Below are 19,221 nucleotides of genomic sequence, written 5' to 3'. Positions count from 1 at the left end.
ATCTTAACTCCTTTCAATGGTAGCGCCGTTTGATTCGCATACTTTTTTATACCAATAAAATGACGATTTTGGTTTTCTTTCAAAATTATTTTCGAAATCTATTCCAACTAGACCATAACGTTTTTCGTGGCCATTTTTCCAAGAGTAAAGATCCATTGTTGACCAAATGAAGTACCCTAACACATCTGCCCCATCTTCTATTGCACGTAAAATAGCATCAATATGCGCATTTAAGAAATGGATCCTGCCCTGATCATCAACAGATTTCTCTCCGGAAACATCTTCATAGAAAGCAACTCCATTTTCAGTGATATAAATTGGAATCCCATATTTTTTGTATGCTTGCATAATCCCTTCATATAATCCTTGTGGATAAATTTCCGTATCCCATTCTGTATAAGTAGAGTCCGGATTATCAAATACTTGTTCAAACCATCCTTTTACGACTACCTTACTGGAACCTTTTGCTTCTTTTCCTTTATTATTGATACGCAAAATTGTTTCACCGTCAGTATATGGCTTAATTAACGCGCGGGCGTAATAGTTTAAACCAACAAAATCAACGGTATTCTGTTTAATTGCCTCAAAGTCTTCTACTTTCATAAAGCATAAATCATATTTTTCGTTAAGGATTGATAGCATATCTATCGGAATTTCACCTTTAATTGCCGTATCTAGAATCCAATTATTAAAGTAATTATCCGCTTTGCGCATGGCAATTTTTGTTTCCAGACTGTTATCAACACCGAAAATTGGTGCATAACTGTGGACAATTCCAATCTGGCCATCCATTTTCATTTCTCGGAACAATCTTACAGTTAACGCATTAGCAAGCATCATATAAAAGGAAGCTTGAATGGTTTTTTGTGTGTCGTCTACACCCGGAGGATAGTTACCTATCTTGTATCCACTAAAAACATAATAGCGTGGTTCGTTGAACGTTGACCAAAATGTTACCTTATTTCCATATTCCTCGAAGCAAACCTGTGCATATCGCACAAAAGCATCGCAAACTTCACGCTCTGCCCATCCACCTTTGTCTTCCCAATATTGGGGTAGATCCCAATGAAAGAGTGTTACAAATGGTTCAATACCGTTTTTCAAGCATTCATCAATAATATTATGATAAAATTGAATTCCTTCTTGATTTACATCACCTTCACGGTTTTTAATGATTCTTGGCCAAGCTAATGAAAAGCGGTATGCCTTATGCCCCCCTTCTTTCATTAAGCGGATATCTTCTTTGTATCTGTGATAATGATCCGATGCATTATCCCCATTTTCCAAGTTATTTTTATGTAGATATTCATCCCATAATGATGGAACTCTTCCTCCTTCATTCCATCCTCCCTCACATTGATAGGATGCAGTTGCTGTTCCCCAAAGAAAATTCTTATCTAACATTTATTTTTCTACCCCACTTTCAAACTTTTGATAAACTTCTATTAACTCATTAGCTAAATCAATTGTAAGTTGTCCCATCATAAAATGGTCTTCACCGTGCATCAGCAATAGCGATAATTCCGTTTTATTACCACTTGCCTCATTCTGAATCATATTCGCATGTACTTTTTGAGCATTGAGTAGTTCTTTTTTTCCCATTTCAATACATTGTTTTGCTGTTTCTAAATCGCCATTTTTCGCAGCAGCAATTGCTTCCATACCATGGCTTCGGGCATTACCACTATGAAGAATTAAGCCAAATGAAACAGCTTCAGTTTGATCATTCGAACTCATGCTGTTGACACCTCTCTATCTGATCTCTACAAACTAATAGTAACCTGATATCGAAAACAGTTAAAATAATTATTTGCCTCTTACATTAGGAAAATATGATTTTACATAGCAAAAAACCATACATAATAATTGGTATCCCAATATGCATGGTTTATTTGTATTATTTAATTAGTTGAAGAAACGATTCATAGCTATCAACTTGTATGATCTCTTTTACCTTTCTTGGATTATCTAATAAATCAATAATTTCCCGAAAAAGGCTGTCCATTAACTCCTTTTTATCATTTGCAAGAGCAAATAACAAAACGAGCTGAACTTTTTGAGGTCCCCATTGAATCGGTTTTTTTAATGTGCTTACAGCGATGACCGTTTTACTTGCAACTTTTTCAATTGGATGTGGCAAAGCAATCAAATTTCCAAAAGCAGTTGAAGAAATTGCTTCCCGTGCTAAAATGAGCTCACTATATTTTGAAGGAACAATCCCCCTTTTGTTCAGTTCAGTAGAAAGAAAGGCAATTACCTCATTTGGTGTTTGGACTTTTAGATCTTTAAAAAATAGGTTTTTATCAAAGTATATGCTGATATCCTCATTGATGAGTGCCTTCTCTATTGGCTGAAAATAGGTACTAATTTTCTCCTTTTCTATTTCTGACAAAAATGGCGAAACTTCAATAGTAGCAAATGGAAAATCCTCAGGAACTTTTGAGGTTGTAAGAATTAAATCCGGATTAAAATTAGTTATGGCTTCCCTATCTGAAATAGAAAATAATTTTAATTCATTAATTTTTTCCCCATATTCGTTTTCTAGTTTAGCTTTCAATAATCGACTTGTGGTAAACCCTGTCGGACAAAGAATAGCAAGGCGTTTCCCCTTTTGTTTATGCTTTGCCAGTCGTTCGAAGGCTATGCAAAGGTGCAACGTCAACAAACCGATTTCGTCTTCATTTAGTTTTTGGCTTGTTTTCTTTTCATATTGCAACCCCATAAATATTCCCATGTCATATATTAATGGGAAATTCTTTTGAGTGTCAGTTAGAATTGGATTATGAATTTCAACACCACGGCGATTACGGTTGTAAAGTGATTTCAAATGCATTGAAAGACCGACAAGTAACTTATCATCATCAGTTAAATCAACTAAAAATGTATCTCGAATCGATATAATTAGCTCTTTTGCCAATGTAATAAAATAACTATCTATGTTTTTTTCCGCTACTTGCCTTAAAGTATCTTTAAAATAAAAACTTTTCTTTCCACCAAGTAAAATAGCTATATATTCGGTTTCTGGTAATGGAATTGAAATAGAGTACATTTTTTCAATTTTTTCGCAAATCCTCTGAGCAGCAGCCAATTCGTCTTTAGAACTAGTATAATCAATTTCAGAAGTTGAGATCGTTTCTTCGTTACGCAAAATTGTATCTACTACAATTGCTATATGAATAACCATACTTATCATTGATAAATCATTTAAATATATCTCATAATCTGGTAGTATCTCTTGTAGAATTTTGTTAATATCATTTAACTTTACTTCATTAAATTGATTTTCAAATGCATTAATGTCAATGAAATTCTCTTTTACTTCATTTAATAGCAATTTGGACCATAGTGTTCGTCTTGCCCGTATACTCCCTTCAAGCATAAATGTATTTTCTACTCTCTTTAACCTCACCTTGCCTTCTGTTTTGGAAATAAACGCCTTCAAGCGATACAAATCCTTTTCGATAGTAGATTCGCTTACAAATAAATCATCCGCTAAATCGTATACATTTTGCGGTTCAGAGTAATGAAGTAACCTTTTTAATATATACATCATACGATCATGCGCATTTTCAGGAAATTCATTTTTCTGTTCCAAAAGGCGTACAATTTCAACAGAATTATCCATTCGGTATCCATCTTTTTTAGAAGAATCTATTATAATCCCTGTTGATTGTAAAGATTGAATATCATTACGTATAGTACGAGAACTAACGTTTAGATACGCTGCTAATTGTTCTCCTTTAACCCAATCATTCCGTTTCATAAGATATCGTACTAACTGAATTTGTCGTTTATTCATAATACCCTCCCTCATTAGTAGCAACTGATTTTAGAATAAATACTTTGCTAAACCGACTACTATGTAGAGAATATAAATTGTAGAGAGATGTCAATAATTGGCGAATAATATTTTTATATTTATTTAACCATAATTCATACTATCGTGAAAAGCAATAGAGTTATTAAAATTCTGTAAATTACTCTCAACTCTAATTTGGACAAAAAGTTTTAGGAGGTTTCAAATTTTTGATTAATGTGCCCAAACCGCTTAAACAAAAGAGTTAGAATCTCTTTAATGAGAAAAGCATTCTTAAATTTATTTTAATAAACATTAAAAAAAGTTCCTAATAAGTTTATCTTTTTTCAAGAAACTTTTTAGAGGGAATTTGCAATTAATCTTTATTATAACTATAACAGCTGAGGTAAAAATGCGGCTGGATTCCAAATCACCTTCGTTGACTGGAAAATCAAAAATTTATTAGTTCACGGTTTAAAAATCATAATAGGCAGGTGTATTTTATGTGGAAGCAGTTGACGATTGCTACAATATGCATTTTAAACCTTCAGGGCTGTGTCTCCGAAGGAAATGGGAAGGCTTCAAAACAGGTAGTGGACACAAAAAGTGAAAAAAAGGTGGCAAACGACATGAAGGAACAATTAATCCAAGCAGCTGAACAGCAAGATTCTAAAACAGTTAGCCATTTAATTAAAAATGGCGCTAATATCAATGTCCAAGACTCAAAAGGAAGAACACCTACTATGATTGCAACTTATAATAATGATATCGAAACTGCAAAACTATTGATTGATGCAGGTGCGGAAGGCTACCTCGAAATTCTAAAGCTTACTATCGGTGCAGGGGCCGATCCATCGCTTATAAACCAATATGGCGGAACGGCATTGATCCCTGCAGCAGAACATGGGCATTTGGACGTCATTAAAGAGCTTCTCACGAAAACCGATATTGATGTCAATCATGTTAATAGCTTAGGCTGGACGGCATTATTAGAAGCCATAATATTGAATAATGGGGGCAAGAAACAACAGCAAGCAGTACAACTGCTTATCGATCATGGAGCGGATGTGAACATTCCAGACGGCAACAATGTGACACCTTTGCAACACGCACGTGAAAAAGGCTTTAAAGGAATTGAAGAAATCTTGTTAAAAGCAGGTGCCAAATAGGCAAATCTACACTATCAATATAATAGAAAGTGAAAATTAACGCCTTCAACATTGAAGGCGCTTCTTACTTAAGTGGATGATCATAAAAAACCCTACACATTAAAACGATAGCCTGCTCCCCACACGGTTTCCAAATATTTTGGATGTGCGGCATCTCTTTCAATCTTTTCACGTAACTTCCGAATATGTACGGTGACTGTGGAAACATCTGCAGCAGTATCTAACCCCCACACTCTTTCGAATAACTGTTCTTTACTTAATACTTGGTTTGGGTGCATAACTAGGAATGCTAGTAAATCAAATTCCTTTGTGGTAAATATGACGTATTCACCATTTATATACACTTTGCGTGCTATTTTATCGATAGATATTCCGTGGACATTGATTGTCGTTGCTAGTCCACTCCCTCCCGATAAACGATCGTAACGCGCTAAGTGAGCCTTTACCCGTGCAACAAGCTCATTAGGGCTAAAAGGCTTTGTAATATAATCATCTGCCCCTAAGCCAAGACCACGAATTTTATCGATATCCTCTTTTTTGGCAGATACTAATAATATCGGTATATTTTTGACCTCTCTTATTTTTTTGCATATTTCAAATCCGCTTATTTCAGGAAGCATAATATCCAATATAATTAGATCATAATCTTCTTCGAGTGCCTGTTTAAGTCCCAATTCACCTGAATGCTGTATTTCAACACTAAAATTACTAAGCTCAAGATAATCCTTTTGTAACTCTGCAATGCTTACTTCATCCTCTATAAGTAATATCTTTTTCAATTCTATTCACCTTTTTTCTGAACTTTATTTAAGGAAAAGAAGACACTAGTCCCTTTACCTAATTTGCTGGTAGCCCATATTTCTCCACCATGCTCAATAATTATTTTTTTGACGATAGCCAGCCCTAATCCACTTCCACCCGTTTGTGAATTTCGAGACTGTTCAGCACGATAAAAACGGTTAAAAATATGTGGTAAGGCCTCAGGTTTAATCCCAGGTCCATTGTCTTTCACCTGGACAATTAGATTATTAGACTTTTCAAAGAGAGAAATAACAATATGTTTTTCCTTCTTATCCATATACTTCACACAATTGCTAATTAAATTAGCCAAAACACGTTTTAGCTTTTCTCTATCAGCTATTACATAAATCGGCTTATGTGTAAAATTCAATTTTATATGAATATTCCGCTCAAGTAGATCAAGTGACAATTCCTCAACGTAATCCAACATATATTTAACAATTTCTATCGTTTCAAATGAAAATTGTTCTTTCTGTAAATCCAATTTAGAAAATAAGAATAATTCATCAATTAATAAGTCCATATCCTTTGCTTTTGTGTAAACAGTTGTCAAATATTTATCCATTTTTTCCGGAGTATTTGCTACACCGTCTTTTATTCCCTCTACATAACCAATAATCGATGTTATAGGTGTTTTTAAATCATGCGAAATATTTGATAGTAATTCCTTTCGATTATCTTCGTATTGAAGCTGAAGTTCCACGGATTCCTTTAATTTAATTCTCATTTCTTCAAATGCCTGATTCAACTGTCCAATCTCATTATTTGAGGAAGCGGTAATTTGAAAATCTAAATCTCCGGATTTTATTCGTTCGGCACCTTCTCTTAAAATAAATATCGGTTTAATAATGCTTCGTGAAACTAAATAGTTTAGTACACCTATAATCATAATAAAAAGAAGCAGCAGTAAGCTGATTAGTATTGGGAATAATTCCTGAGATAACTTAGCATATGAACTTACTTTTCTAAGAACAAAAATACTCCCTTCATCCTTATCTGCAAAACGAAAATCAAATTTTACATAAGTAAAAAATAAACTGTTTACCTGAATAGTATCCCGCGAATTTATATTCGTTTCCTCAAAGGGGGGCAGTGCTTTACGCAATGAATTTATATCAAATGCAGGTGAAGAATACATGATTTTAGAATTCTTTCTAACAACAATACTTATTTTCTTCTGATCAATTTTATCCAACTGACTTGTATCCAATAGCTGTTCAGGATTATGCTTTGCCATCAGCTTTAAATCAAGAAAAGCGTTCTCCTCTGCTGGTGTCAATGGCTTTTGAACATACGTATTTTTATAAAAACGCTCAATTGATTTCAAATCCCCTGTTATCGTAAAAATAATTAAAAATGTAGCTGCCAACAATAAAGCGACGGAGAAAAGAATGACCCCGATATACGACAATAGAAATTTTGTTTTAATTGACACCAACCATCACCCCTAAGAACTTCCTTCCATCTTATTCTTCGCTTATGTACTAGGATATTTTCAAAGAAAATAAGAAATTAACTTTTACATACTAAAACTTCATTCAAAACATACCACATAATCCTTAAAAAACTTCAAAATCATTATTAAAAAAGTTTAATTATTTGATTCAACCATTTAAATTAGTCTTTAGCGTAGCCATAAAGGGTCTAAGGAGCAAAAGCGAACCAATAGCAAGGGAAACTTAGAATCTATCGTACCTGAAGGAGCAAAAGTGAAACGATAGCAAGGGAAAACCGGAATCTATCGTACCTGAAGGAGCAATAGCGAACCGATAACAAGGGAAAACCGGAATCTATCGTACCTGAAGGAGCAAAAGTGAAACGATAGCAAGGGATACCTAGAATCTATCGTACCTGAAGGAGCAATAGCGAATCGATAGCAAGGGAAAACCGGAATCTATCGTACCTGAAGGAGCAATAGCGAATCGATAGCAAGGGAAAACCGGAATCTATCGTACCTGAAGGAGCAAAAGTGAACCGATAACAAGGGATACCTAGAATCTATCGTACCTGAAAAAATATCGAAGGAAATACTAATAAAGAAGGAACGAACTATTCTGATTGAATAAAGAAGAGTTCGCCTTAGCATCCTATTAAAAAGTAAATTCCGGATTAAGATCACCTTTATAAGGTTCATGTTCAACGAATACAGTTATATCCTTTCCGTCTTTATCTTTACCCATTCTTTTATACGTAAATTTGTTATCATTCATCTCTGTAATTTCAAGAGCCACACCATATTTATTATCTCCGATTGAAACATGTGCTCTGATTTTATTGTCGTGTATAACGGAGAAGTACCCATAATCACCGCGGCTTTTGCCTTCATCATTGAAAAACTCATATTTATTCGTCTCACCATCAAATTTCGCTAGACTGATAAACATATTATTATACTCTGTTACATCATTGCCGTCTTCATCTAATACCTTTGTTCCATGCCATAAAGTGCTGCCTAAAACTTGATCTCCGGGAACATCTTTAACGATATCACCTGTAGTAGTCTCCAACGTTTGATCGGGATCAGTAAAAGCAAGCTTATTTTCTTTATAAGGAACATGGTCAACAAATACTTCTACATCTTTACCCTTAGCATCTTTACCCATTCTTTTATAAGTAAAAATATCATTAGTAAGTTCAGTCATGTCGACAACCGCTTGGTAACCAGCTTCTGAAATTAAGATTCTCTTTTTCCCATCATTCGTGATAAAGAATGTCCCTTTATCGTCACGGCTTTTACCTGTCTTAGCATCAAAAAACTCATAATGTCCTGTTTTATCATCATATTTTGCAAGACCGATAAAATTTGCATTTTCTTTTGTTAAATCATTGCCGTCTTTATCATACACCTTAGTACCTTGCCAATCCGTGCTGCCTAAAATCTTAGCCATTTCTTGACCTTTAGTCACTTTTTCTTCAGACGGTTTTTCTGTATTTGTATCGTTGGCTGTATTTGTTTCTTCTGTCTTTGTTTCATTCTTTTTTGAGACATCCTTGTCATCTTGCTTAGATTGACAAGCAGCAAGTAAAAGTACGGATGCAACACATAATATCAAAATTGCTTTAAATCTTTTCATATTTACATCTCCATTTTTTTCTTTTTTATTTGTCAACTCTATTCCATTTTTCGGTTTAGATATTCTTTCTCTCCTTTTCCTTTACTCGATTTGTTGACTTTTTCATTGTATCTCGAACATCTAAACTGCCTATAAAATGCATCTTAAAAAAAGATAAAAAACATTAAATATAATTAATAGTTGCACTTCGTTAGATCAAATCGATTCCTTTCATACTCAGTACTACTATTACTCATGTACATATACAAAAAAGAAGAACTACCTAATGTCGTGGAAGACGAAAGGTAGTTCTTCTAGTAAATAATATTTATCCTTAAACTTACATCAACAGTAATTATACTTTCTTACAAAATACACTAATTATATGACTTGGTCCTCTAAACTATTATTATTTTCGAAAGGTATTCTATTAATTCCCCTGATCCTTTTCCGTCTTTTATTTCGATTCGAGTGAACCCGATACGATATTGCCTTTGAACATTGTCGCTATCCGTTTCGCTCTTCTGGCAATTGCTTCAGCAGAACAAGAAGCTTCAACGATGACGATACTTGCTTCATCCCCCACTTGCGGCCACACTTGTTTTCCATCAGAATCAAGCGGTGTTTTGCCTCCGGTAATAAATTGAAGCGTTTGTGCTAATGATTGTTCATTTCCCCATCCCGAAATTTCTGCTAAACGGCCGGCGCGTTCTAACACATCCCCATTTCCAAATGGTGACCAAACATCAAAAATATTATCACATCCGACGGCAACCGATACGCCTTTTCCGTTTAACAAGCCAACAGGTGGAAACTTTCTTCCAAGTGGAACACTTGTAATAATAGAGATCCCTGCATCAGACAATATTTCTGCCATCGCTTCTGCTTGAACTTCAGAAATATCTCCTAGTCCAAATGCATGGCTGATTGCAACCTTTCCTTGTAGTCCGGCTTCTTTTGTTAACTCTGCTAATCTTTTCATTGTGAAGATACCTAGATGGTCCGCATCATGCAAATGCAAATCGATTCCCGCATTTCCTTCTACCGCGAGTTCGACCATTTCTTGTAAAGAAGTTTCAATATCCCCATCTACCGTGGCAGGGTCAACACCGCCAACAAAGCTCACACCTTGGCGAAGGGCATCTCTTACTAAACCACTTGCCTTTGAACGCAATAAACCATGCTGCGGAAATGCAACAATTTCATGTGACAACTTTCCTTCAAACGTTTGCAATGCTTTTTGCACTTCTTCTAAGTTCTTTAAACCAACCTCGGGATATAAGTCCACATGTGTCCGTACATGTGTAACTCCTGATTTCAAATAGATATCAAGTAGATTTTCTGCACGTTCTTGCGTAGTTGTCTCTAAAGTCGGTAGAACTGTTTTCTCTATTTCAAATCGTCCAAAAATATTTTTAACTGGTGTTACTGCACGCCACCTATCACCTAGCAATGTTTTGTCCAAATGACAATGCTTTTCTATAAAAGATGGAAGTATCAATTGCTGTTTCGCATCTTTTTTTGGTAAATCATCTGTAAGGGTCTCTTCAGCAGATATAATCTTTGCAATCTTCTCATCTTGAATTAATAAATGGAAACATTCAGTCTTCGTTCCTGTTATGACATCATTATCAAATTCGTATCCCGTTTCTAGTCGGGCATTCGTTAACCAAAAATTAGTACTCATCGTATCCATCCCTTCTTTTCAATTATTTAGGCATACAAATATATACAAACCTTTTATTAAATTGCGCCGGAAACGAGATTTCCTTTAAATAGAACAGCTTTTCTTTCTGCTCTTCTAGCAATAGCTTCAGCAGAGCAACTTGCGTCAACGAGAACAAGATCAGCATCATCGCCAATATTTGGCCAGGCACGTTCACCATTTTTATTTAGAGGAGTGATTCCTCCTGTAATATATCCTAAAGTTTGTCCTAATGAACGTTCATTGCTTAAACCGAAACGTTCCGCTAACGTCCCTGCTTTTTCCAAGCTATCCCCTTTTCCAAATGGAGACCAGTGATCGGTAATGCTATCATCTCCTAAAGAAATTTCTACTCCTTTTTCATGCAAGAGAGGAATTGGAATCGTTCTTCCGATAGGAACAGATGAAGCAATTGAAATTCCTTGATGAGCTAGTAACTCGGCGACTTCACTCGCTTCTTTAGGGGAAATATCAGCAAATGCCAATGCATGGCTTATCGTAACTTTTCCTTGCCAACCAGCTTCCTCTGTTAATGCTGCTAATCGCTTAAAAGTAAAAATGCCAAGGTGCCCAGGATCATGTATATGAAGGTCAATATTTGCATTTGCTTCTACAGCCAGTTCCATTACCGTTTGTAATGATTTTTCAATATTTCCGTCAACCGTTGCCGGGTCGACACCACCTACTAAAGAAGCTCCGCTGCGTAATGCTTCCCTAACCAATGAAATTGAATTGCTGCGCAATAAACCGTGTTGTGGAAATGCTACAATTTCAACAGAGACTTTATCTTTATAAGCCTCCACTGCTCTTAACACAGCTTCTAAATTTTTCAATCCAATAAAGGGATCAACATTGCAATGTGTACGAATATGGGTCGAACCTGCACTCAATACCAAGTCTAATAGCTTTATTGCCCTTTCTTCAGCAACAGGCAATAAACGTGGAAGTAGTTCTTCTTCTTCTTCCAATCTAGTAATGAGACCTTTAGTTGGAATGGATGGTGCTTTCCAAGGTCCTCCATAATAGGTTTTATCAATATGAATGTGCATATCTCTAAATGATGGAAGCATTAAATAATTATTCGCATCTCGTTTAGGTAAATTGGTTTCTAAAGGTTTGTTCGCTACAACTATTTCATTTATTTTTCCATCTTCAATCCTTACGTGGAAACGTTCTGTTTTTGTTCCTGTAACTGCTCCCTTTTCATAGTGGTAACCCGTTTCTAAACAGACATTCGTTAACCAGAATGATGAATTTATCACTTTCTTTACCTCCCCCGATTTTAAAGTCTTTACAATTGCTTCAAAGTGTACAAACCTTACTTGAAAGACTTGTACACTTTTAATTCCTACTATTAAAATAGCTCAGTCTATACGTTTATTTTTTATTTAACTCTGCCCAGCGTTGGTATACTTTTATACTATTTTCATCCATTTGCTGCACCATTGGTAATCTTCGTTTTTCGATTGGTTTGCTGTACTCATCATAGAAGGTATCCAGCTCAAAGTACTTACGGTCATCTTTATAGTAAGGAGCATAATCCTCACGTGTTGTAATATAAACTACTTTTTTTGGACTGCAATAATAGAGAGAGCCTAGGCACATCGGACATGGGCTTGCAAGAATATAAATTTCACAATCAGTTAAATGCTCTGTTTGTAATTTTTTACATGCTTCTCTAATGGCAATTATTTCAGCGTGTGCTGTTGGGTCATGCGTTTGTGCTACCAGGTTCGGACTTTCAGCAATAATTTCTCCTTCTCGAACAATTACGGTAGCAAATGGACGACCGCCTTCTTCTACATTTTTTAGTGCTAAATCTATCGTACGTTTTACAAAATCCATGGAAATCACCTCGTTGTAATAATTTGTAAATAGTTGGAAATTTAAAAACGGGCTACGGCTAAAGTTTAACCATCTGAATGGCATGTGAAAAGACGCTCCATCATCCCTCCTCTTTTCTCGTCTATAAAAATATGCTAACATATGTCTAGCTATATCAAAAATATAAAAAAAATTACTTTTTCTTAAGTTTTTCATATAATAAAAGGAGGGTCTGTCGATGGACATACGACAGTTGCGTTATTATATAGCCATTGTAGAGGAAAGGAAAATTTCTGCTGCTGCTGAAAGACTTCATATCTCCCAACCGCCATTAAGCCAACACTTAAAAACAATGGAAGAGGAATTAGGATCAAAATTAGTAGAAAGAAGTGGGAAGTATTTCGAAGTGACAGAAGCCGGGAAAGCTTTATACAAATACGCCTTGAGAATGACTCAGCTAATGGAAGAGGCAAAAATGGAAGTCAAGGAAGTGGGAAATGGGGTAAATGGAAGACTGACAATCGGTATCAATACGTTTTCAGTAGTCGAGTTACCCGAAATCCTTCATAAATTTCGAAAACTATATCCTAAGGTTACTTATAAAATACAACAAAATGAATCCTCACACCTTTGTAAATTAGTAAGAGACCGGATAGTCGAACTTGCGATCATTAGACTACCACTCGATTTGGATAATCTTTCCGTTCACCATCTTTATTCAGAACCGTTTTACTTCATTACATCAAAAAAATGGCAACCTGCTGATGATGAAATTTCACTTGCTGAAATTCAGAACTTTCCACTAATTTTGCCAAGTACGGAAGGATTAGGGGTGCATTATATAATTAAGGAGGCATTTTCAAGGTTCCAGTTACAACCCAACATTGTTGGCGAGTGTTCCGATATTACCCTTTTAATGGATTTAATTTCATCAGACTTTGGAGCTTCCATTGTTCCTGACACGATACTTAAACGTCATAAAGGATACCCCATACACGCCCACAAAATAGCAAGTAACACGCTATCTGCATCTGTCGGATTAATATGGCTAAAAAATCATTACCTATCTAAAAGTGCTCAAAATTTCGTTGATTTAATAAGAAAAGTGAGAAACAGCTAAAATACGCGAGAAATAAGTACGTAATCATAAGTATTATTTTAATTAGGATAAAGTATGATCAAATTTGTTAACTAGATGACACTTGAGATTTCACTTTACTATCGTAGGTGCCGAAAATTTTTCCGTATAACAAGGCAAAACTGCATTGTAATCCAGATGCTATATAAAAAGGAAGGGACAATGAACCTAGTCCGAAAAGATAACCGGTAATATAAGGTCCTATTGATATCGGCAGACGCATGGAAAAGATATTAATGCTGGATGCGAAACCACTGCGCATGTCTCGGGTCAAGCTCACACTTAATGCTTGCTGTGCTCCCTGCGTTCCCCTATTTAATGCTGTTCGCATAATATACATCGCAGAAACCAGTGTATAGGATGAAAGGATTGGCATTAAAATTAACAGTAGACTTGCTATAAAACGAATCGTGACAATCGATCGAATGGTCCCATGTTGGTGGGATAATTTTGCTTGCATAATCGAAGTCATACCTGTCGCCAAAAAGGTGACTGCAAGTGTGCCGCCAATCTGAGTATTGCTTGCTCCAAACTTTACTGAAAACCAATAAGCCATCATCGGTCCTGTTAATCCGATTGCAATTCCATTAAGAATATTAATAGCAGCCAACTTTAAGACCGCAACATTTTCCTCTTGTAAGATTTTCTTTTCGTGATTCTTTGATTCCTCTTCTACTACATGTTTTCTTTCAACCTTATCTTCTCGAATTGCCAAAATAATCATTGCATTAATAAGTGAAGTAAGGAAGATAAAACAAAATAGGAGACGATAAAAAGATATACCTTGAAAATGACTTTCCCATAAAGGCATAGTCCCCGCTAGTAACGCTCCTGCCGCCATTCCGAAAAAACTAAGAGCATTATTCAGACTATATACCTTTCCGCGTTCGTTCGTTGGGATAAAGGATGCAAGCCAAGCTTGTTCAGCTGGAGCACACGGACTGGGAGAACCAGCATCTGCCTTTCCGAATCCAGAAAATGTAATAGCGATAAACAAGAAAATAGGATTTGTCGTTAAGATTCCAATCAGTGCACACCCAGCTGTTAAAAATTCAGAAAAAAGCAGAAACGGCTTTCTTCCATATCGATCACTGTATATCCCAACGAAAGGTGCAAGTCCAACACCTAGTAACCCCCCAGATGCAAGCACACTTCCTATTGCCACAGTACTCCAACCCAATTCATCAAGATATAAAGCCAAATCAACAACGAGCATGCCTTGTCCAATACTGCGTAAAAGATTGACAAGCATAAGTTGCCTAACAGACGAATGAATTTGTCCAATTAATGTGCCCACTATCATCACTTCACTTCAACTAGTTTTCATAAATTGCTAGGGAATATTGGATTTCCGCAGTCTCTCCTTAAAAGGGTTCCATTCCAAAATATAATTTATACACGGTTAATTAGAAAGTGGTGACGTCCTTTATAAACACAACAAAGTATTCTAGTTCATAACATGTTTAAAAAGAATTGGTTTGAAGCAGGATAAGGATAACGATAAACTTTTCCCAATTGAGGATTAGAGAGGAATTGAAATTAAAATGGCAATACGCCTAAACAAATGGAAGGAATTTATACAAAATCTAAAACGTAATATCTATATTCTCTATTTAGCTTATCGCCATCCGGAAACTCCATGGTATGCAAAAGTTTTTTCAGTATGTATAGTTGCTTATGCATTAAGTCCGATAGATTTTATTCCGGATGTGATTCCAGTATTAGGCTATTTAGATGAAGTCATTTTACTTCCATTAGGAATTTTAGGAGCATTCTCTTTAATACCAAAACATATTTTACAAGAGTGTCGGGTGACAGCCAGCAGCACACCCAAAAAGTTACGAAAAAATTGGCCGGCAGCGATTGTAATTGTACTTGTTTGGTTTAGTCTTACAACATCTATTCTTTTTAAATATTTTTTAAAATAAGAAAAAAGAGGCGTTGATCTCACTAGATATTCAAATTGTCCTTGCTTTAAGTCAATTCATTAGACGCTAAAATCGAGTTTGATAAATAGGCGGAAAAATTTCCCCTAATTAGGAAACAACATCAAAAATACCTTAAATAGCCGGAAAAATTCCGACTATTAACTCAAAAAACGTGAAAATGAGTGATTTTGCTTTGCTTAACCGGAAATCCTCCGCTTATATCCCCCGAACTGAGCTCTATTCTGCTGTATAACCGGAAAATGTCCGCTTATTTTGATTATCCTTCGTTGCTAAGAAAAGCGGAAGCGCCTTGCTTAGCAAAAAAAGAGTGCTTAAGGGTATGTATGAGGCCCTTAAGCACAAATTTGCAATAATTTATTTTTTTAACGCGGGTTTATCTTGAAAATGCCTTCGATAGATTATTGGTGATGTCTGTGTTGAAGATGCGCTTTTCGCATCCTGTATTGCATTTTCGATCAGTTGATGATCCGGAGCCCACATGCACGTTGGGTCGGTCGCATATGCATCTCCCGTTAAGGCAAAAGCTTGACAGCGGCAGCCCCCTCCATCTTCGTGGCGTAAATCGCAGGAACGGCAAGGTTCAGGCATCCATTCATCACCACGGAAATTGTTAAAGGACATTGAATCATACCAAATATCTCTTAATGATGCATCTCGAATATTCTCAAAGGATAAATCTTTAATCATCCCTGCCGTTGGGCAAGGAAGAACAACCCCATTTGGTGCTACTGTTAAGCCAATTGCTCCCCAGCCACCCATACAAGGCTTAGGTGTCGATGAATAATAATCAGGAATAACCCATATAATTTCCATTTTTCTTCTAAGACGCACTTTAGCTTCTTCATAAACCTCACGGGCCCGTTCAACTTGATCCCGGCTCGGTAACAGTCGGTTCCGATTGAGCAAAGCCCAGTTATAATACTGAGTATTTGCCAATTCCAATCGTTCCGCACCCATTTCTTCTGCAAGCAAAATAATGTCATTCAAATTTTCTAGATTCATCTGATGAAGTACTACATTTAGCGATAAATGTAATTGGGCTTCTTTTACTGCATAGACAGCTTCCCGTTTCTTTTCAAATGCTTTATACCCGCCGATTATGTTCGAAAGTCTCGCTTCCCCTGCCTGGAAACTCACCTGCACGTTTTCTAAACCTGCCGCCTTCAACTGAGCAGCTTTTTCCATCGTTAATCCAATGCCGCTTGTAATAAGATTACTGTACATTTCTAATGAATGTGCCCGGCTAATTAAAACGTTTAAATCATCACGCAGGAGCGGTTCTCCACCGGAAAAATGAACTTCTACCACTCCTAAATCAGCAGCCTCGGATAATACACGATTCCATTCTTCGGTTGTAATTTCAGTTTCCTTCGAAGTCATCTCAATAGGATTTGAGCAATAGGGACAATGTAATGGACAGCGATGAGTCAACTCAGCAAGCAGTGAGTATGGGGGCTCCACTTCATTTTTGCTTCTTATGATTGACTTTGTCATCTGTAGAAATCACCACCCATCCCTGTTCCACCATCTCCTGCAGAAACTCAGAAATATCTTCCTTCATCGTATTCAAGTCAGGCTTCGCATCTATCCCACTTTCCTCTGCATCTTTCAATAGCGAAGCCCTTAACTTTTCACTCATACTGCTTACCGTTTGACTACCATCACAGAGTGTAAGAATGGAGGCAGCCGTTTCATTCAAAATGACTACCCTTTCCGGCAATAAAAGAAGATGTTTCCCTCTAACCTTATCAAACTTCAAACGTGCCTTTGCTGCAAGTTTCGGAAAGCTTCTAAGTAAAATTGACTTCACCACCTAGTATTATTCTTTTCTACCAGACGTATAAGGAAATGCCTTTTCAATGGCATCAAGCTGTGCCCACAATACATCACACTTGAAACGTAAAGCTTTAACAGCCCGCCTTTGGGCTTCTGGAGTTTGACAATAATTTAATACAAGCTTGAGAGCTACATCCGAATCACGAGGCGCTTGAGTTAAGCGACTTTGAAAATAGTCAAGACCTCTACTTTCAATCCAAGGATACTGTTGCTCTAGTACTTTAATCCGCTTAGCTATTAAATTAGGAGAAAACAATTCTGTTAATGAGGAGGCAACTGCTTCAATCCATGGTTTTGACCGTGCGAAGTTAACATAAGCGTCAACGGAAAAACGAACACCTGGTACAACATGTTCCTCTTGCACAATTTCTTCACGAGACAAGCCTACAGCTTCTCCTAGTCGCAACCATGCTTCAATACCGCCATCTTCACCGTTCGTGCCGTCATGATCAATGATGCGACCGATCCATTCACGCCGAAGCTCCCTTGATGGTAGGTTAGACAAAATAGCTGAATCTTTAATTGGAACCGATTTTTGATAATAGTAACGATTAGCTACCCAACCACGGATTTGTTCACGACTTAAATTTCCTTGGTGCATCGCCGCATGAAAAGGATGTTTATCATGATAGGAGGAGCGCCCTACATCCCTCAATTTTTCAGTAAATTCCTCTTTTTTCCAAACCTTTTCATTCTTAAAATCCGGTTCCTTTTCTTTCGTAATAAACTTGCGGTGTTCGAGCACGATTACACCTCCACTTCCATTCCATCATAGGCAATTTCAAAACCAAGTTGTTCCAATGTATACCTCTCCCTTGAGTCCTTTCTCAAAATAGGATTGCTATTATTTATGTGGGTCAGAATTTTCCTTTCTGCAGGGAATGATGCTAGCTTTTGTGCAGTTCCTGATAGACCGCTAATTGGCAAATGCCCCATGTTTCTGGCGTCACGTTCGGTTGCTCCCAACCTTGTCAATTCATCTTCCGACCAAAAGGTTCCATCAACCATTAAAACGTCAGCCTTACGTAAGTGAGCTTCTATTGCTGGGGTAATGTTTTCTAATGTAGGAAAATAAGCGAAACATTTTCCGGAACCTATATTGTGAAAAACCAATCCAGCTTCCCAAACATCTAAATGACGATCCTCATCTACTATATTTGACTGAATATACAGCGGGGGTTTTTTTGAAACGGGTACTGTCTCAATCATTAATTGTACGCTTTCACCAAAAGCTCCGATTTCTTGCATGGAATCGGGATAAAGAGTCTGCCATTCCCAAGCACAGTAATTTTTAAGCATTGGAAAAACAGGAAAGGCAGAATGCAAACTCTTTCTAATAGCCTCAGTTCCATAAATAGTCAATTTGGATCCCTCGCGCAGTGATAATAATCCAATCGTATGATCGAGCTCGGCATCTGTTAAAATAACACCAGCTAAAGGGGTTTCTCTTATTCCAGGACCTGCATGCAGTGGTGCGAAGGATTCAATTTGATTGGTTACATCCGGTCCAGCATTGATAAGGTACCAGTCTTTTTCATTGGCATTTATAGCAAGCGATGATTGTAAAAATGGAGTAAGTGCTGGAGCCCCTTCACGAACATCCCGGCAGTTTGGACAGGCACAGTTCCACTGTGGAAACCCTCCTCCTGCAGCGGTACCCAAAACTCTAATTCGAATTTGTCTTCAGTCCTTTCCTAGGAGTTTCAAGATTGCCGTTTTCAGCATTTCGCTTTTTTTCCAATACCCTTCCAACTTGCCAGCCAATTGCCGCATTTGCAAGTCCCATGAGGGCAAATAAGAGATAATCACCAATTGGTTCCGGAAGCAAGAGATCAACAACCAACCACCCTCCTGCTGTTGCAGCCCCGATAATTGCACCGATCACCGCCTTTAAATAACCATTCATCCTAACACCACCTTGCGTATATTTATAATGTGCTAAAATCGAGT

General features: G+C 36.8%; 17 protein-coding genes and 1 pseudogene. 3 read left to right on the top strand and 15 right to left on the bottom strand.

Annotated elements, in window-relative coordinates:
- Positions 1–3: 3 nt before the first annotated feature.
- From I5776_RS05635 to I5776_RS05625, 3 genes are all read right to left on the bottom strand, one after another.
- Positions 4–1,404, bottom strand: a complete 1,401-nt coding sequence (locus tag I5776_RS05635; RefSeq protein ID WP_202779361.1) for a glycoside hydrolase family 1 protein — start codon at positions 1,402–1,404, stop codon at positions 4–6.
- Positions 1,405–1,737: a PTS sugar transporter subunit IIA gene (locus tag I5776_RS05630; protein WP_202779360.1), complete on the bottom strand. Its 333-nt coding sequence runs from the start codon at positions 1,735–1,737 to the stop codon at positions 1,405–1,407. It lies immediately after the preceding gene.
- Positions 1,738–1,897: 160 nt separating this feature from the next.
- Positions 1,898–3,799: a BglG family transcription antiterminator gene (locus tag I5776_RS05625; RefSeq protein ID WP_202779359.1), complete on the bottom strand. Its 1,902-nt coding sequence runs from the start codon at positions 3,797–3,799 to the stop codon at positions 1,898–1,900.
- Positions 3,800–4,299: 500 nt separating this feature from the next.
- Here I5776_RS05625 and I5776_RS05620 point away from each other — a divergent pair, with 500 nt between their 5' ends.
- Positions 4,300–4,965: an ankyrin repeat domain-containing protein gene (locus tag I5776_RS05620; protein WP_202779358.1), complete on the top strand. Its 666-nt coding sequence runs from the start codon at positions 4,300–4,302 to the stop codon at positions 4,963–4,965.
- Between the two features lie 92 nt (positions 4,966–5,057).
- Here the strand turns inward: I5776_RS05620 and I5776_RS05615 are convergent, their stop codons facing one another.
- From I5776_RS05615 to I5776_RS05590, 6 genes and pseudogenes are all read right to left on the bottom strand, one after another.
- The gene (locus I5776_RS05615) at positions 5,058–5,744 is read right to left on the bottom strand and encodes a response regulator transcription factor (RefSeq protein WP_202779357.1); all 687 of its coding nucleotides are present in this window, start codon (positions 5,742–5,744) and stop codon (positions 5,058–5,060) included.
- A 2-nt stretch (positions 5,745–5,746) separates the two neighbouring features.
- Entirely contained in the window at positions 5,747–7,201 is a 1,455-nt protein-coding gene (locus tag I5776_RS05610; RefSeq protein WP_202779356.1) for a sensor histidine kinase, read from the bottom strand.
- A 655-nt stretch (positions 7,202–7,856) separates the two neighbouring features.
- Positions 7,857–8,681 (bottom strand): annotated as a pseudogene (locus I5776_RS05605) (DUF4822 domain-containing protein); the annotation flags it as partial.
- 595 nt (positions 8,682–9,276) lie between these two features.
- Positions 9,277–10,506, bottom strand: coding sequence for an amidohydrolase (locus I5776_RS05600; RefSeq protein ID WP_202779354.1), 1,230 nt, complete (start codon positions 10,504–10,506; stop codon positions 9,277–9,279).
- Between the two features lie 56 nt (positions 10,507–10,562).
- A complete protein-coding gene (locus tag I5776_RS05595; protein WP_202780703.1) occupies positions 10,563–11,783 on the bottom strand; it encodes an amidohydrolase family protein in 1,221 nt (406 codons plus the stop codon).
- A gap of 118 nt (positions 11,784–11,901) precedes the next feature.
- Positions 11,902–12,453: a nucleoside deaminase gene (locus tag I5776_RS05590; RefSeq protein ID WP_246483934.1), complete on the bottom strand. Its 552-nt coding sequence runs from the start codon at positions 12,451–12,453 to the stop codon at positions 11,902–11,904.
- Positions 12,454–12,586: 133 nt separating this feature from the next.
- On the opposite strand from I5776_RS05590, the gene I5776_RS05585 reads away from it, so the two are divergent.
- Positions 12,587–13,468 carry a LysR family transcriptional regulator gene (locus tag I5776_RS05585; protein WP_202779353.1) on the top strand — a complete coding sequence of 294 codons (882 nt, stop codon included), beginning with the start codon at positions 12,587–12,589 and terminating at the stop codon, positions 13,466–13,468.
- Between the two features lie 67 nt (positions 13,469–13,535).
- Here the strand turns inward: I5776_RS05585 and I5776_RS05580 are convergent, their stop codons facing one another.
- On the bottom strand, positions 13,536–14,789 hold the full coding sequence (locus I5776_RS05580) for an MFS transporter (protein ID WP_202779352.1): 1,254 nt from the start codon (positions 14,787–14,789) through the stop codon (positions 13,536–13,538).
- Between the two features lie 241 nt (positions 14,790–15,030).
- Here I5776_RS05580 and I5776_RS05575 point away from each other — a divergent pair, with 241 nt between their 5' ends.
- Positions 15,031–15,414 carry a YkvA family protein gene (locus I5776_RS05575; RefSeq protein ID WP_202779351.1) on the top strand — a complete coding sequence of 128 codons (384 nt, stop codon included), beginning with the start codon at positions 15,031–15,033 and terminating at the stop codon, positions 15,412–15,414.
- A gap of 375 nt (positions 15,415–15,789) precedes the next feature.
- On the opposite strand, the gene pqqE is transcribed toward I5776_RS05575, so the two are convergent.
- From pqqE to I5776_RS05550, 5 genes are read right to left on the bottom strand one after another with little or no spacing between them, the layout of a single operon-like run.
- The gene (pqqE, locus tag I5776_RS05570) at positions 15,790–16,929 is read right to left on the bottom strand and encodes a pyrroloquinoline quinone biosynthesis protein PqqE (RefSeq protein WP_246483933.1); all 1,140 of its coding nucleotides are present in this window, start codon (positions 16,927–16,929) and stop codon (positions 15,790–15,792) included.
- A complete protein-coding gene (pqqD, locus tag I5776_RS05565; protein WP_202779350.1) occupies positions 16,898–17,248 on the bottom strand; it encodes a pyrroloquinoline quinone biosynthesis peptide chaperone PqqD in 351 nt (116 codons plus the stop codon). Before pqqD ends, pqqE begins: the two co-directional genes overlap by 32 nt.
- 6 nt (positions 17,249–17,254) lie before the next feature.
- Entirely contained in the window at positions 17,255–18,016 is a 762-nt protein-coding gene (gene pqqC / locus I5776_RS05560) for a pyrroloquinoline-quinone synthase PqqC (RefSeq protein WP_246483932.1), read from the bottom strand.
- A 2-nt stretch (positions 18,017–18,018) separates the two neighbouring features.
- Positions 18,019–18,933, bottom strand: a complete 915-nt coding sequence (gene pqqB / locus I5776_RS05555) for a pyrroloquinoline quinone biosynthesis protein PqqB (protein WP_202779349.1) — start codon at positions 18,931–18,933, stop codon at positions 18,019–18,021.
- 4 nt (positions 18,934–18,937) lie between these two features.
- Positions 18,938–19,177: a hypothetical protein gene (locus I5776_RS05550; protein ID WP_202779348.1), complete on the bottom strand. Its 240-nt coding sequence runs from the start codon at positions 19,175–19,177 to the stop codon at positions 18,938–18,940.
- Positions 19,178–19,221: the final 44 nt, after the last annotated feature.

It is taken from the genome of Heyndrickxia vini (assembly GCF_016772275.1).
Classification (GTDB): domain Bacteria; phylum Bacillota; class Bacilli; order Bacillales; family Bacillaceae_C; genus Heyndrickxia; species Heyndrickxia vini.
Note: the sequence above shows the minus strand (reverse complement) of the source record. Positions and strands in the feature narration are given on the sequence as shown.